This is a genomic window from Pseudomonas sp. BSw22131, assembly GCF_026810445.1.
GTDB classification, from domain to species: domain Bacteria; phylum Pseudomonadota; class Gammaproteobacteria; order Pseudomonadales; family Pseudomonadaceae; genus Aquipseudomonas; species Aquipseudomonas huanghezhanensis.
Genome location: NZ_CP113949.1, coordinates 4955739 through 4969373, shown reverse-complemented (window position 1 = coordinate 4969373; position 13635 = coordinate 4955739). Strand labels below are relative to the sequence as shown.

The 13635-nt window shown below is 58.6% G+C and carries 14 protein-coding genes; 3 read left to right on the top strand and 11 right to left on the bottom strand.

The features are described 5' to 3' along the window. Window positions 1-4: 4 nt before the first annotated feature. Window positions 5-1189 carry an L-rhamnonate dehydratase gene (rhmD, locus tag OYW20_RS22415; RefSeq protein ID WP_268798082.1) on the bottom strand — a complete coding sequence of 395 codons (1185 nt, stop codon included), beginning with the start codon at window positions 1187-1189 and terminating at the stop codon, window positions 5-7. 30 nt (window positions 1190-1219) lie between these two features. Further along, window positions 1220-2518, bottom strand: a complete 1299-nt coding sequence (locus OYW20_RS22410; RefSeq protein WP_268798081.1) for an MFS transporter — start codon at window positions 2516-2518, stop codon at window positions 1220-1222. Between the two features lie 145 nt (window positions 2519-2663). Here OYW20_RS22410 and OYW20_RS22405 point away from each other — a divergent pair, with 145 nt between their 5' ends. Together OYW20_RS22405 and OYW20_RS22400 are read left to right on the top strand one after the other, a co-directional pair. Further along, a complete protein-coding gene (locus tag OYW20_RS22405; RefSeq protein ID WP_268798080.1) occupies window positions 2664-3611 on the top strand; it encodes a LysR family transcriptional regulator in 948 nt (315 codons plus the stop codon). Window positions 3612-3769: 158 nt separating this feature from the next. Next, the gene (locus OYW20_RS22400; protein WP_268798079.1) at window positions 3770-5170 is read left to right on the top strand and encodes a diguanylate cyclase domain-containing protein; all 1401 of its coding nucleotides are present in this window, start codon (window positions 3770-3772) and stop codon (window positions 5168-5170) included. A 226-nt stretch (window positions 5171-5396) separates the two neighbouring features. On the opposite strand, the gene OYW20_RS22395 is transcribed toward OYW20_RS22400, so the two are convergent. From OYW20_RS22395 to OYW20_RS22380, 4 genes are all read right to left on the bottom strand, one after another. Continuing rightward, a complete protein-coding gene (locus OYW20_RS22395) occupies window positions 5397-6695 on the bottom strand; it encodes an NAD(P)/FAD-dependent oxidoreductase (RefSeq protein ID WP_268798078.1) in 1299 nt (432 codons plus the stop codon). Window positions 6696-6820: 125 nt separating this feature from the next. Beyond that, entirely contained in the window at window positions 6821-6934 is a 114-nt protein-coding gene (locus OYW20_RS22390) for a hypothetical protein (RefSeq protein ID WP_408005529.1), read from the bottom strand. Between the two features lie 41 nt (window positions 6935-6975). Beyond that, complete coding sequence (locus OYW20_RS22385; RefSeq protein ID WP_268798077.1) at window positions 6976-7515, bottom strand: MOSC domain-containing protein; 540 nt, start codon at window positions 7513-7515, stop codon at window positions 6976-6978. Next, window positions 7512-8141, bottom strand: coding sequence for a DUF1780 domain-containing protein (locus OYW20_RS22380; RefSeq protein ID WP_268798076.1), 630 nt, complete (start codon window positions 8139-8141; stop codon window positions 7512-7514). Before OYW20_RS22380 ends, OYW20_RS22385 begins: the two co-directional genes overlap by 4 nt. 143 nt (window positions 8142-8284) lie before the next feature. Here OYW20_RS22380 and OYW20_RS22375 point away from each other — a divergent pair, with 143 nt between their 5' ends. Beyond that, the gene (locus tag OYW20_RS22375; protein WP_268798075.1) at window positions 8285-8746 is read left to right on the top strand and encodes a hypothetical protein; all 462 of its coding nucleotides are present in this window, start codon (window positions 8285-8287) and stop codon (window positions 8744-8746) included. Between the two features lie 53 nt (window positions 8747-8799). On the opposite strand, the gene yacG is transcribed toward OYW20_RS22375, so the two are convergent. Genes yacG through pilB form a run of 5 tightly spaced genes read right to left on the bottom strand, consistent with a single transcriptional unit; the run spans window position 8800 to window position 13410 of the window. Next, entirely contained in the window at window positions 8800-9003 is a 204-nt protein-coding gene (yacG, locus tag OYW20_RS22370; RefSeq protein ID WP_268798074.1) for a DNA gyrase inhibitor YacG, read from the bottom strand. Continuing rightward, window positions 9000-9623: a dephospho-CoA kinase gene (coaE, locus tag OYW20_RS22365; RefSeq protein WP_268798073.1), complete on the bottom strand. Its 624-nt coding sequence runs from the start codon at window positions 9621-9623 to the stop codon at window positions 9000-9002. The genes yacG and coaE overlap by 4 nt, the downstream gene beginning before the upstream one ends. Further along, a complete protein-coding gene (locus tag OYW20_RS22360) occupies window positions 9620-10492 on the bottom strand; it encodes a prepilin peptidase (RefSeq protein WP_268798072.1) in 873 nt (290 codons plus the stop codon). The genes coaE and OYW20_RS22360 overlap by 4 nt, the downstream gene beginning before the upstream one ends. Before the next feature lie 3 nt (window positions 10493-10495). Further along, on the bottom strand, window positions 10496-11713 hold the full coding sequence (locus OYW20_RS22355) for a type II secretion system F family protein (protein ID WP_268798071.1): 1218 nt from the start codon (window positions 11711-11713) through the stop codon (window positions 10496-10498). Between the two features lie 2 nt (window positions 11714-11715). Beyond that, the gene (pilB, locus tag OYW20_RS22350) at window positions 11716-13410 is read right to left on the bottom strand and encodes a type IV-A pilus assembly ATPase PilB (protein WP_268798070.1); all 1695 of its coding nucleotides are present in this window, start codon (window positions 13408-13410) and stop codon (window positions 11716-11718) included. Window positions 13411-13635 lie beyond the last annotated feature (225 nt).

Sequence of the window (13635 nt, the reverse complement as noted above, 5' to 3'; positions counted from 1 at the left end):
CCTGTCAGTGAGTGTACGGACGGTGCAGCTGGCATTCGGGGTTGAGCGTCACGCCAAAGCCCGGTTGATCGAGTTTCGACAAGCGCATCCGGCCGTTCTCGGGCACCGGTTCGCCGAGCAGTTGCGGGTGGAACATCGGCACCACCTCGTCGGCCTTGGGCGCCATCATCAAAAATTCTGCGAACGGGCTGTTGGTGCGCGTGGCGACGAAGTGATAGCTGTAGACCGACGATCCATGGGGCACGACCATGGCGTTGTGGGCGTCCGCCAGCGCTGAAATCTTGATCAGCTCGGTGATCCCGCCGCACCAGCCGACGTCCGGCTGAATGATGTCGCAGCAGCCCATTTCCAGCAGCATGCGAAAACCCCAGCGCGTGGCTTCGTGCTCGCCAGTGGTCACGAGCATGCCTTTTGGCACGTTCTTGCGCAGCTGCGCGTAACCCCAGTAATCGTCGGGGGACAGCGCTTCTTCGATCCACTTCAGCCCGAACTCATGAGCGCCGTGTGCCAGTTTGGTCGCGTAGTTAAGGTCCAGGCTCATCCAGCAGTCGAGCATCAGCCAGAAGTCCTTGCCCACACGCTCACGCATCACCGCCAGTTCTTCGAGGTTCTTGCGCAAGCCTTCTTCACCTTCGGAGGGGCTGTGATGCAGCGGCAACTTGCCACCGATGAAGCCCATTTTCTGCGCGAGATCCGGCCGCGCACCGGTTGCATAAAACTGCAATTCATCGCGCACCGCGCCACCGAGCAGTTGATGAACAGGCTCTTGGCGCACCTTGCCGAGCAAGTCCCATAGCGCCAGGTCGATGCCGGAAATGGTGTTGATCACCAGCCCTTTGCGCCCGTAATACTGGGACGATAAATACATCTGGTCCCAGATTTTCTCGATGTCAGTCACCTTGGCGCCTTCCAGAAAGCGCGCCAGATGTTTTTCGACGATATAGGCCGCCGGCTCGCCGCCTGTTGTGACTGAGAAGCCCACGTTGCCTGCCGAATCCTCGATCTCAACCACGAGGGTGCCCAACACGTTGATGCCGAAGCTGCGACGGCTTTGGCGGTACTCCGGGTATTTGCTCATGGGCGTGGAGATGTGATCGTCGATCCAGTGGCCGTCGCCCTGGTCGTGGTAATCGGCGCCGCCGCCCCGCAGGACGAACGCGCGGACGTGTTTGATGGTGGGCGTGCTCATTGAGGACTCCTTGCGTCGTAAAAATCGAAATCAGTGCTGAAAGGTCGGCTGCTTGTGAGGTGTTGCCTGCTTCGGCGGTCGGATGCCCATCACCAATGCGGCGGCGATCAGCGTTGTGCACGCCAGCAGATACAGACCGGCGGTGGGAGATTGAAACGCGCCCTCGGCCCAGTTCTTGAGAATCGGAGCGATGAAGCCGCCCAGTGCGCCGAATGAGTTGATCAGCGCGATTGCAGCGGCTGCGGCGCTGCCAGCCAGAAAGCTGCCAGGGAAAGTCCAGAAAACAGGTTGCACGGCGATGAAGCCCGAGGCAGCAAAGCACAGCGCCAGAATCCCCAGCAGTGGATTGGAAAAAGTAACGGAAGCGGCGATGCCAATGCTCGACACCACCAGCGTCAGCGCGGCGACCAGACGGCGTTGCCCTGTGCGATCGGCAATGGCCGGGACGCGCCAGGCGGCGATCAGCGCGCAGATCCACGGAATAGCGCTGACTAGCCCGACCATGAAGCCGACCTTGCTGCCCATCAGTCCGGCGACTTGGGTCGGGAGGTAAAACACGACGCCGTAGACGCTGGCCTGGATCAGCAGATAAATCATGCACAGGTACAACACCGCCGGTTGGCACATCGCTTTGATCAGGCTGCCGTGGCCCTGTTTGCTGGCGTTTTCTGCGTCGAGTACCGCCTGAAGTTGTTGACGCTCATCGGCGCTCAGCCATTTGGCATCGGCGGGGCGATTGTCGAGATAAAAGTACGCCCAGACGCCGACCACCGTCGCCATCAGACCTTCAACAGCGAATAGCCACTGCCAACCGTGGCTGCCGAGCACGCCATCCAGTTCCAGCAGCAGGCCGGACAACGGGCTGCCAAAAATGAACGCCAGCGGTGCGCCAAAGTAAAAGAAGCCCATGGCTTTGCCGCGCGCAGCCTGAGGAAACCAATAGGTGAGATAGAGGATGACGCCGGGGAAGAAGCCCGCTTCGGCCACGCCCAGCAGAAAACGCAGCACGTAGAAGGTCGTTTCGGTATGGGCGAACACCATCGCAGCCGACACCAGCCCCCACGTCACCATGATCCGGCACATCCAGAGGCGGGCGCCTATCTTGTGCATGATCAGGTTGCTCGGCACTTCGAGCAGCGCGTAGCCGACGAAAAATACGCCAGCGCCAAACGCGAAGGCGGCGTCACCGATGCCGGTGTCTGCCTGAAAAGCCTGTTTGGCGAAGCCGACATTGGCGCGGTCGAGAAACGCCATGATGTACATCAGCAGCAAGAAGGGGAGAAGCCGCCAGGAAACCTTGGCGAGCAGGGACGCGGGGAGAGTATTCACGGCAGTTTCCTTTTTGGAATTATTGACTGCGTCAGCCAGCGTCAAGCTGGAGTGGATGCGAATGTACTGCCGCCATGCGATGCATGACCAATCGTTTTTAGCTTAAGATCGATACCCTCACGGTATCGTTGGCAGGAAGCAATTCATGTCCGAAAACAGCTCCCCTCATCACCTTTTCAGCCGTCTGCGTTACAAGCATCTGCAGATGCTGGTCGTGCTTGGCTCCAGCATGAACCTGCACCGGGCCTCGATGAACATGCACATGTCGCAACCTGCGGCGACGCGGATGCTGCATGAGATCGAAGACATGTTTGGCTGCGAACTGTTTGAGCGGCTGCCGCGCGGCATGCGGCCGACGGCCCTGGGCAAGGAGCTGCTGCGCTTTGCCGAATCGGCGCTGAGTGGCCTGGACCGCTGCGCTGCAGATATGCAGGCGCGTAAGCACGGAGGTTATGGTTATCTGGCCATCGGCACGATCATGGGCGCAGCGCCCGATCTGGTGATGAACGCAGTGGCCGAGATCAAGGCGCTCAACCCGCAGTTGCGCATCCGGATCATGGGCGATACCAGCGATCAGGTGATTCAGTTGCTTGAGCAGGGGCGCATCGACCTGGCCATCGCCCGGCGCAATGCGGCCACCGATCGGGAGCATTACACCTTTGAGCCGCTGGGCAACGAGCGCTTGATGGTGGTCGTGCACCAGGGTCATCCTCTGGCCAAACGGCGCAAGCTGGACTGGGCCGAACTGGTGAGCGACTGGCCGTGGATTCTGCAACCGGACAGCAGCCCGGCGCGCATCGCATTCGATCAAGCGCTCGAACGGTTGGCCCTGCCATTGCCTGCGGACATCATTGAATGCAGCTCGGTCTACTCGATGCAGCAACTGGTGCAGTTGACCGACGCGATCATGGTGCTGTCCGAATCGGCGCTGCGTGATTACCTGAAGATGGGGCTGGTCAAAGCGTTGCCGGTCAAGATCGAGGAGCGCATGGCGCCGTTTGGTCTGCTGACGCGCAACGGCGAGTCGATGAGTCGTGAGTTGGCGCAGTTCACTGAGCTACTGCGGGCCCGCAGTGCTCAGGCAATCGACTAACCCTGTTTGGAGGCTTGCCCACGAAGTGAGTGGCCCGGTTTCACCTGACTCTCTGCGTCCTCAGCTTCGCGCGCCAGCAGGATTGCATCAAGCAGGTGGGTGGCGTCTGTGGGCACGCGGTATAAACTCCCAAGTGTATTGTCAGTCCGGTCGGTCCTATGAAAGCCCCCATTGCGCTGTACGAAACTGAACGACTTCAAGCGCTCCGGGCGCTGGAGATTCTCGACACCCCTGCTGAAGCATCGCTGGACCGCATCACCCGGCTCGTCGCCACGGTGTTGCACGTACCCGTTGCTTTGGTGACGCTGGTCGATGAGCAGCGCCAGTGGTTCAAATCCCGCGTGGGGCTTGAGGCCCAAGAGATGTCCAGAGACGATTCCTTCTGCGCGCACGCTATCCTGGAAAACGAGCCGATGGTGGTGCCTGACGCCCTGCAGGATACGCGCTTCAGCGACAATCGACTGGTCACCGGAGGCCCCCATATCCGTTTTTATGCGGGTGTCCCGATCCGCACCAGCAAGGGGTTCGCTGTCGGTACGCTGTGCGCCATCGATCAGCAGCCACGGATCCTGACCCAGGAAGAAATCAACACGTTGAGTGATCTGGCCGAGATCGTCAGCCGGGAGATCCAGCTGCGTGAAAACCTGAGAATGGTCCATACCCAGGCCAAGAAGTCCGACGATTTGTTCGAGGCGAGCGAGGCGGCCTACCGCTCGATGTTCGAACTGGCTTCAGTGGGTATTGCGTTGGTGGCGCCCGATGGCTGCTGGATCAGTGTCAATCAGGCACTGTGTGATCTGGTGGGCTATAGCGCGCATGAGCTTCAGCACCTGACGTTTCAGGACATCACCTTTCCCGATGACCTCTATGCCGACATGGGCCTGTTGGGCAGTCTGGTTGCTGGCGACATAAATCATTACCAGCTTGAAAAGCGCTTCCTGCATAAAGATGGAAAGCCGGTCTGGGTTGACCTGAGCGTTACGAAAAAGCATTCGGCCACAGGCGAACTCGAATACTTCATCTCTATCATCCAAAACATTCAGGGCCGCAAGGAGCTGGAGCAAGAGGCCAAGCATGACTCGCTGACCGGCTTGCTGAATCGGCGGGCTCTGGACGCGTTGCTGCCGATTGCTCAAGCCCGTTCTGATCGTTCCGAGACGCTGCTGGCATTGCTGTTTCTCGATCTCGATGGCTTCAAAGGCATCAACGATACTTACGGTCACGATGCAGGCGATGAATTGCTGCGCACGATAGCTGAACGCTTGAAGGTCAACGTACGGCGCACCGACAGCCTGATCCGGTTGGCGGGAGATGAATTTATCGTGATTCTGGAAGGCATCGTTCCCGGCGCCGATGAAGCCCGTGAAGTTGCCAAAAAGCTGCTGGTGGCGATTGCCGAGCCGATGACCATCAAGGGTCATTCAATCGCGACCCGAGCGAGCATCGGCTTTTCGATTTACGAGCCCAATTCCGGCAAAGCGCCTGATGAACTGATCCGTGAAGCGGACCGCTGGATGTACAAGGCCAAGCACTCAGGCAAGGGCCAGGTTTTACCCTAGAGGGGCACACGGCATGCGCAGTCGTTGTAGGAGCGCGGGCGTCTGGCCGAAGGCCGCGGGAGTCTGGCTTGCCGACGATCTGCTGCGAAGCAGCAGTGAGCCGGATAAATGCGGTGCGTCAGAATGACCCTTTTCTCAGGTTTTGCGACCGGTTTCCGGCCGATCGCTGGCAAGCCAAGCTCCTACGCCCTCCGGGCAGAAACGGAGCAAATGCGGTCTGGTTGCATCAGTGCAGTTTCATTCTCGGCTCTGTCCCGCGGCCAATGCGGCTGCCGAGCATCAGCATGGCGGTGCGGAATACGCCGTACAGCGCCATCTGGTGCATGCGGTACAGCGAGACGTAAAACATCCGCGCCAGCCAGCCCTCCAGCATCACGCTGCCGGTCAGGTTGCCCATCAAATTGCCCACCGCCGAGAATTTCGACAGGGAAATCAGCGAGCCGTAATCCTTATAGCTGTACTCCGGCAGGTTCTGGCCCTCGATACGCAGCTTCAGCGATTTGACCAGCAACGACGCTTGCTGATGCGCCGCCTGAGCGCGTGGCGGTACGTTGCGGTCGGTGCCCTTCATCGGGCAAGACGCGCAATCGCCGAACGCAAAAATGTTGTCATCACGCGTGGTTTGCAGCGTCGGACGCACTTGCAACTGATTGATCCGGTTGGTCTCAAGCCCCGCTATGTCCTGCAGAAAAGCCGGCGCGCGTATCCCCGCCGCCCAGACTTTCAACGTCGCGGGAATCACCTGGCCTGACGCTGTGATCAGCGCATCGGCTGTCACTTCGCTCACTGCCGAGTTGGTGAGCACGGTCACGCCGAGCTTTTCCAGCGTTTTGTGTACCGGCCCGCCGATGCGTTCCGGCAGTGCTGGCAACACGCGCGGACCGGCTTCGATCACGGTGATGCGCAGGTTCTCCGGCTTGATGTGGCCAAGGCCGTAAGCGGCCAGCTCGTGCGCGGCATTGTGCAGTTCTGCTGCCAGTTCGACGCCTGTGGCACCGGCACCGACGATGGCAACGTTGATCTCTTCAATGACATCCGTCTGGCTCGCGTGAGCACGCAGGTAGCGATTGAGCAATTGCTGGTGAAAGCGCTCGGCCTGTTTTCGCGTGTCCAGAAACAGACAGTGCTCCGCTGCGCCTTTGGTGCCGAAATCGTTGGTGGTGCTGCCGACCGCGATCACCAGCGAGTCGTAGTCCAGGCTGCGTTCCGGCACCAGTTCGTTGCCGTTTTCGTCCAGCGTAGCCGACAGGTGAATCTGCTTTTTCTCACGGTCCAGGCCCATCATGCGGCCCAGTTGAAACGTGAAGTTGTTCCACTTGGCCTGCGCCACGTAGTTCAACTCGTCTTCATAGGAATTGAGCGACCCGGCAGCCACTTCGTGCAGCAGCGGTTTCCAGATGTGCGTCAGATTGGCGTCAACCAGCACTACGCTGGCGGTGCCTTTCTTGCCAAGGGTTTTACCAAGACGGGTGGCCAGCTCCAGACCGCCAGCGCCTCCGCCGACAATCACAATACGATGGGTCATGGGGATATCTCATAAGGCTTAAGGAATTCGGTTTGAGCGCGCCCGTTGTTCTCCGGGCCGACGCGAGCGCAAGGCAGCTCATAGCGTCAGATAGCTCGGTAATTGGCTAAACAGGCCCGGGCCGATCACGACCACAAACCCCGCCACAAGGAGCAGCCCTGGCTCAATGGCCCGGCGCTCGACTGATGTTGGGGGGGGTGAAGGCAGTCTTCGACACGTCTTTGGTCGTCAGGGTTCAGGCGGCTGTTCAGGTGAGCCTCTTCATGGACGTCGGTCTGTGTCAGGAAGCTACGTGACTGGGTGAATTTAATGCGCTATCGAGGGTGTCCAGCGGTTCGATGCAGAGTTCGTCATCGAGCCGGATGATTCCGCTTTGTAGCACCCGCACGGTGATTCCGCCACGCCCGCGCACGGCCTGAAAAGTCCCGTGTCCGAGACGTTGCTCAAGTCGTGCGCAGGGCTGGCACCAACCGGTGGTTTCGAAGATCGCCTGCCCGATGCGAAAGCGCCGGTTTTTCAGGCTGAACAGATTGATCCCGCTGATCACGATATTGCGGCGCAAGTCTTGGGGCATGACAGGGTTGTCTGCGGCGCGACCCATCAGCGAGCTGACGACCGCCAGGTGCTCCCACTGAATCAGCGTGACCTGCCGCGCATTGCGAGGGCCAGGGCGTGCGTGATCGCCGGTCAGTCCGGCTTCACGGCGTGCCTCGACCGCGTCCAGTTCAATCATCTCGCCACGCGATTCCGGGCGCACGCCAATCCAGCGTACGCGGCCTGTCTGCGGCACATCGGCGATCAATTCCTGCAAGGGACTCATAGACTGATTCCTACGTCGAACACCACGCTGCGGCCCAGGTTGGTCCTGAGAAAATCCGGCGCGTCGGGATGGGCAAAAAGCACGCGTGCGAAGGTGGGGCCGACCAGTGACAACGAGCGCCAGCCTTGGCGCAGGTATTCGGTGGGCGGCGGAAAGTGGCTGTTGAGGTCAAGCACTTCGCGTTTGAGGCTGGCGAAGGCGATGATGTCCAGTTCGCCGAGGTCCAGCCCGCGTTCTTTGTAGTTATGGGCCTTCTTTTTCAGGGTAGGCGCCAGGCGGTGCAGCAGTTCAGACGCTGGAATGCGCTTGGGCTTGGCCTCGCGGCGCACCAGTTGGCTGAGCGAAAACGCGCTGCGCCGGCGCTGCAATTCTTCACGCCATTCATCATTCAACCGACGGCCTTCATCCAGCACAAAAAAAACCTCGAAACAGGCATCGCGAAACAGCACGTCCGGCGGCTCTTGTCCTGCCGGCAGAAAGTCTTCATTGCGATGCGGGATGTTCAAACCCTGTAGCAAGCGCTGGCAAACCCAACGCTCACGCTCCCACTTGCGCGCATTGGAAAGGAACGCGTTGGCTTGTTCGGCTTGAGTCGTCAAAAGACGCAGGTAGTCAGAGTCATCCATGCGCCCAAGCTTAGCGTTCTACGGCGCAGAAAAAACCTGTCTGGCTGGATTAAAGTTAATGGCGAGCGCGGAGTCGACTGCGACTTGGCGCTAGAATCGCTGGCAACTGCGCTCAGCGCCTTTTCTGCCACAGGATGATCGGATTGAAAATCTTCCCTGCATTGCTGTTAGCACTTGTGCCCCTGACTGCGTCGGCGCTTGAGGTGGGCGATCCCGTTGCGCCCTGGACATTGCTGGACCAGTACGATCAGCCGTACACCCTGAGCCGGGACGCGCAGACCTTATTAGTGGCGCGCAGCATGGATGCGGCCAAACTGGTCAACGCTGCCTTACAAGACAGCCCGAAGGGTTACCTTGAACAGCACCACGCGGTGTTCGTGGCGGATATTCAAAAGATGCCGGCCATCATCGCCAAGATGTTTGCCGTGCCTGCCATGCGTGCTTACTCGTACCGGGTCATGCTGGATCGGGATGCGCGCGTGGTACCGCGTTACCCCGGTGATGCCGAGAAAGTCTTGCTGCTGCGTTTGCAGGACGGAAAGGTGTTCAGCCAGGAGCAGTTTTCCCAGGCTCACGATTTGCGCCAAGCGCTTGATAAGCGCTGATGAACCTTCGTGGCGTCTGCAAGGACGCCACTTCAATGAGTGACAGGGCGTGATCAATGGTGGCGGGGGTCGAAGTCACCTGAAAACAGCTCGTCTTCGGCATCCGGCGCTACCGGTATTGAGTGCTCATCTGACGCCCAGGCGCCCAGGTCAATCAGTTTGCAGCGGTCAGAACAGAACGGCCGGAAGGTGCTCTCGGGCTTCCATTCCACCGGCGCTCCACAGGTTGGGCAATCGACGGTCATTGGTTGGCTCATGATTGGCCTCCACACAAAGTTAAATAAAAGTGATGCAAGCGCTCGACCTCGCTTTTCAGCCAGGCGGGATCGCGGTCATTGACGATCACGTCATCGGCGCGGCTCAAGCGTTGCTCCCGCGTGGCCTGCGCCTTGAGGATCGCCCGGACTTGTTCTTCGTTGCTGCCATCGCGTGCGACCGTGCGCTGAATCTGAATCGCCTCTGGCACATCGATCACCAGCACGCGTTTCACCATCGCGTGCTGAGTGGTTTCGAGCAGCAGCGGTGACACCAGAATGGCGTAGGGCGATTGGGCTTTGGCGAGGTAAGCAGCGATTTCCTCACGTATCAGCGGGTGCAGCAAAGCTTCTAGCCAGACGCGCTGCGCCGGGTCTTTGAAGATCAACTCGCGTAACGCTGCACGATCCAGCGTGCCGTCTGCCTGCAACACGCCTTCACCGAAGTGGCCGGCAATGGCGGCGAGAGCAGGGCGGCCCGGTTCGACCACCCAGCGTGCAGCCTGATCGGCGTCCACCAGATGCACGCCGAGATCGACAAACACTTGCGCGGCTGCGCTTTTGCCGCTGCCGATGCCGCCAGTCAGGCCAAGAATCCAGGGTTGAGCAACAGCGTGGGTCATCTGAAACCGGCAATTTGCAGATACGAAGCGGTTATTTGATCACCCCAGAGCAAAGCGATCCACCCCGCGATGGCCAGATAAGGACCAAACGGGATTGGCGTGCTGGTTTCGACGTTGCGCAAGCGCAGCATGATCAAGCCCAAAACCGCGCCCACCAGCGACGACAGTAGAATCGTCAGCGGCAATATCTGCCATCCACCCCATGCGCCGAGCATGGCCAGCAGCTTGAAATCCCCATAACCCATGCCTTCTTTGCCGGTGACCAGCTTGAACAGCCAGAACACCAGCCACAGCACCAGATACCCGGCCACCGCGCCCCAGAGTGCGTCGGTCAGCGAGGTGAACAGGCCAAACGTATTGACGATCAGGCCCAGCCACAGCAGGGGTAGAACGATTGAATCGGGCAGCAGTTGGTGATCGGCGTCGATCAGGCTCATCGCTAACAACCCCCAACTCAAGACCAGCATCGCCCCGGCCTGCCATCCAAACCCGAAATGCCAGGCGATAAACGCCGACAGCAATCCGCAGGTCAGCTCCACCAGCGGATAACGCTTGCTGATCGGCGCTTTGCAGCTTGAGCATTTGCCGCCCAGAAACAGGTAGCTGATGACCGGCAGGTTTTCCCACGCACGGATCTGGTGTGAACAATGCGGGCAGCGTGAGTGCGGGAGGATCAGATTGAACGTTGGCGTCGTTGGCTCTGCTGGCAACTCGAGCATCTCGCGCGCCTGGGTTTTCCAGTCGCGGATCATCATGATCGGCAAGCGGTAAACGACCACGTTGAGAAAGCTGCCAACCAGCAGGCCTAAAACAAGCGTGCACAGGATAAAGGCCAGGGGAGAGCTGGCCAGGAGATCGAGGAGGGACATGGGTTAGACGACGTTTCCGAGTTGGAAGATGGGGAGGTACATGGCGATGACGAGGCCGCCGACGACAACGCCGAGGAAGGCCATGATCATCGGCTCCATCAGGCTTGTAAGGCTGTCGACCAGGTTATCGACTTCGTCCTCGTAATAGGTCGCGACCTTGTCGAGCATATTGTCCAGTGCGCCGGACTCTTCGCCGATAGCCGTCATTTGCACGGCCAGCATCGGGAAAACACCGGTGCTGCGCATGGAGAAGTTGAGTTGCATGCCGGTTGAGACGTCTTGCTTGACCTTGTTGACCGCGTTTTTAAAGACGACGTTACCGGTTGCGCCTGCTACCGAATCAAGCGCTTCAACTAACGGGACACCCGCAGCGAAGGTGGTCGACAGCGTGCGGGCGTAACGGGCGACCGCAGACTTGTAGAGCAAAGGGCCGATGATGGGAAACTTGAGAAGCGCACGATCTACACCGTTGCGAAACTTTTCGGATGTTTTGTGTGCCCGTTTGAACGACCAAAAGGCGAGAAACATCGCGCCCAAAAACATGTACCAATACTCCTGTACGGCTTCCGACAAGCCAATCACCATCAGCGTAAATGCTGGAAGTTTGGCGCCGAAGCCTGCAAACACCGATTGAAACTGCGGCACCACTTTAATCAGCAAAATGCCGGTCACGATGAAGGCGACCACGACAACCGCAATCGGATACGTCATGGCTTTTTTGATTTTTGCTTTCAACGACTCGGTTTTTTCCTTGTAAGTCGCAACCCTGTCGAGCAGCGCTTCCAGCGCACCGGCTTGCTCGCCTGCGTCCACCAGGTTGCAGAACAGGTCATCAAAATATTGAGGCTTCTGACGTAGCGCCGTGGCAAAGCTGTGGCCGGATGCGACTTGCTGTTTTACGTCATCAACCAGTGTGCGCATGTTCGGGTTGTCTGTGCCCTCAATGATGATGTCGAACGACTGCAACAGCGGTACGCCCGCCTTCATCATGGTTGCCATCTGGCGGCTGAAAAAAGCGATGTCCAGCGGCTTGATTTTCTTGCCTTTGCTGAAGATCGAAACGGACTTTTTGCGGACTTTTGTGGGGTTGATACCTTGTTTGCGCAGCTGCGCCTTGACCAGGGCCGGGTTGTGGCCGTTGATTTCACCTGTGACTTTCGTGCCCTTCTTGTCCAGACCTTCCCAGGTAAAGGCGCTGACTTTTACTGCTTTGGTCGCCATGCTTAATCCTTGGTCACCCGGTTGATTTCCTCAAGGCTGGTCACGCCCTGCATGGCCTTCATCAGGCCGGAGGTGCGCAGGTCGTTGAAACCGTCCTTGCGCATCTGCTCGGAAATCTCGATGGAGTTGCCTTCTTCCATAATGATGCGTTCCAGCGCCGGCGTGCTTTTAACCACTTCGTAAATCCCGACGCGGCCTTTGTAGCCGCCGTTGCACTGGTCGCAGCCCACTGGGGAGTAAAGCTTAAAACTGCCGATTTTTGCCTCGGGGAAACCTTCCGCAATCAAAGTCTCGCGGGGGATATCCACTTCCTTCTTGCAGTAGGGGCACAATTTGCGTGCCAGCCGCTGGGCGATGATCAGGTTGATCGCGGTCGCGATGTTGAACGCTGCGACGCCCATGTGGTGCAGGCGGGTCAGGGTTTCTGCAGCACTGTTGGTGTGCAGCGTCGACAGCACCATGTGACCGGTTTGTGAGGCCTTGATCGCGATCTCGGCCGTCTCCAGGTCACGAATCTCCCCGACCATGATCACGTCCGGGTCTTGCCGCAGAAACGCGCGCAGCGCCTGCGAGAAGTCCATGCCCTGACGCGGGTTGACGTTGACCTGATTGATGCCTTCCAGGTTGATTTCAACCGGGTCTTCGGCGGTGGAGATGTTGATGTCTACCGTGTTGAGAATGTTGAGGCCGGTATAAAGCGAAACGGTCTTGCCGGAACCGGTTGGGCCTGTCACCAGGATCATGCCCTGCGGCTGGCGCAAGGCTTCCAGATAAAGTGCCTTTTGCTCCGGCTCATAACCCAGCGCATCGATGCCCATCTGCGCCGTGGTCGGGTCGAGAATCCGCATCACGATTTTCTCGCCCCACAGTGTCGGCAGCGTGTTAACCCGGAAATCGATCGCACGGTTTTTTGAGATGCGCAGCTTGATGCGGCCGTCTTGCGGTTTGCGTCGTTCTGAAATGTCCAGACTCGCCATCACCTTCAAGCGTGCAGCAATTCGACCGGCCAGATGAATGGGCGGCCTCGCCACCTCGTGCAAGATCCCGTCGGTACGCAGACGCACGCGGAACATCTTTTCATAAGGTTCGAAATGAAGGTCGGAGGAGCCCAGGCGGATGGCGTCCATCAGCATCTTGTTAACGAAACGCACGACCGGCGCGTCGTCCGCATCCTGACCGCCAATCGAGCTCTCTTTGCTCTCGTCGACAGTTTCGATTTCAAGGCCGAGATCGACGTCGGCCAGATCGCCCATTCCGCCATTGCTGTCAAAAAATTTATCGATGGCGATGGTGAGCTTGTCGTCTTCGACGAGAATTGCTTCGGTTGTCAGGCCGGTGCTGAACTGGATGTCGGTAATGGCTTGGTGATTTGTCGGGTCCGAAATACCCACGAACAACTTATTGCCACGCCGCCACAGAGGGAGCGCGCAATGCTGACGAACCAGCTTTTCGCTGACCAACCCTTTGGGCTGGCTTTCCTTGTCCAGCATATTCAGATCAAGAAAAGGAATGCCGAACTGGTCAGATGCCACTTCAGCCAGCGTCAGGCTTTTGACCAGCTTGCTTTGTACCAGGTGATGAACCAGCGACACCTTGTCACGGCGAGCCTGTTGGTAAGCCTGCTGCGCAGCTTTTTCATTGAGCAGTTCGGCAACAACGAGTTGCTTCGCCAAACCGGTTAAGACGACATCAGTCATTGCGGGCACCAGACACAGACAATGAATGGTTTATAACCCAGTCGGGCTGGACTGCCAAATCGGCACAGCAAGGGTGACCAAATTTGTCAGTTAGTGTCGGAGGTGGGGTGCGCTGTGCAGGCTTGGCAGGGGATATAGCGCGTTAATAGGTGCATGTGCAGGGTTGGCACGGCGTGTGCTTTTACTCATACAAGGCACACATTATTGACGCCTGGAGAAGTAAAA

Coding starts and splice junctions, on each gene's coding strand:
- rhmD (WP_268798082.1), bottom strand. CDS start 1,189: ATGAGCACGCCCACCATCAAACACGTCCGCGCGTTCGTCCTGCGGGGC.
- OYW20_RS22405 (WP_268798080.1), top strand. CDS start 2,664: ATGTCCGAAAACAGCTCCCCTCATCACCTTTTCAGCCGTCTGCGTTAC.
- OYW20_RS22400 (WP_268798079.1), top strand. CDS start 3,770: ATGAAAGCCCCCATTGCGCTGTACGAAACTGAACGACTTCAAGCGCTC.
- OYW20_RS22395 (WP_268798078.1), bottom strand. CDS start 6,695: ATGACCCATCGTATTGTGATTGTCGGCGGAGGCGCTGGCGGTCTGGAG.
- OYW20_RS22385 (WP_268798077.1), bottom strand. CDS start 7,515: ATGAGTCCCTTGCAGGAATTGATCGCCGATGTGCCGCAGACAGGCCGC.
- OYW20_RS22380 (WP_268798076.1), bottom strand. CDS start 8,141: ATGGATGACTCTGACTACCTGCGTCTTTTGACGACTCAAGCCGAACAA.
- yacG (WP_268798074.1), bottom strand. CDS start 9,003: ATGAGCCAACCAATGACCGTCGATTGCCCAACCTGTGGAGCGCCGGTG.
- coaE (WP_268798073.1), bottom strand. CDS start 9,623: ATGACCCACGCTGTTGCTCAACCCTGGATTCTTGGCCTGACTGGCGGC.
- OYW20_RS22360 (WP_268798072.1), bottom strand. CDS start 10,492: ATGTCCCTCCTCGATCTCCTGGCCAGCTCTCCCCTGGCCTTTATCCTG.
- OYW20_RS22355 (WP_268798071.1), bottom strand. CDS start 11,713: ATGGCGACCAAAGCAGTAAAAGTCAGCGCCTTTACCTGGGAAGGTCTG.
- pilB (WP_268798070.1), bottom strand. CDS start 13,410: ATGACTGATGTCGTCTTAACCGGTTTGGCGAAGCAACTCGTTGTTGCC.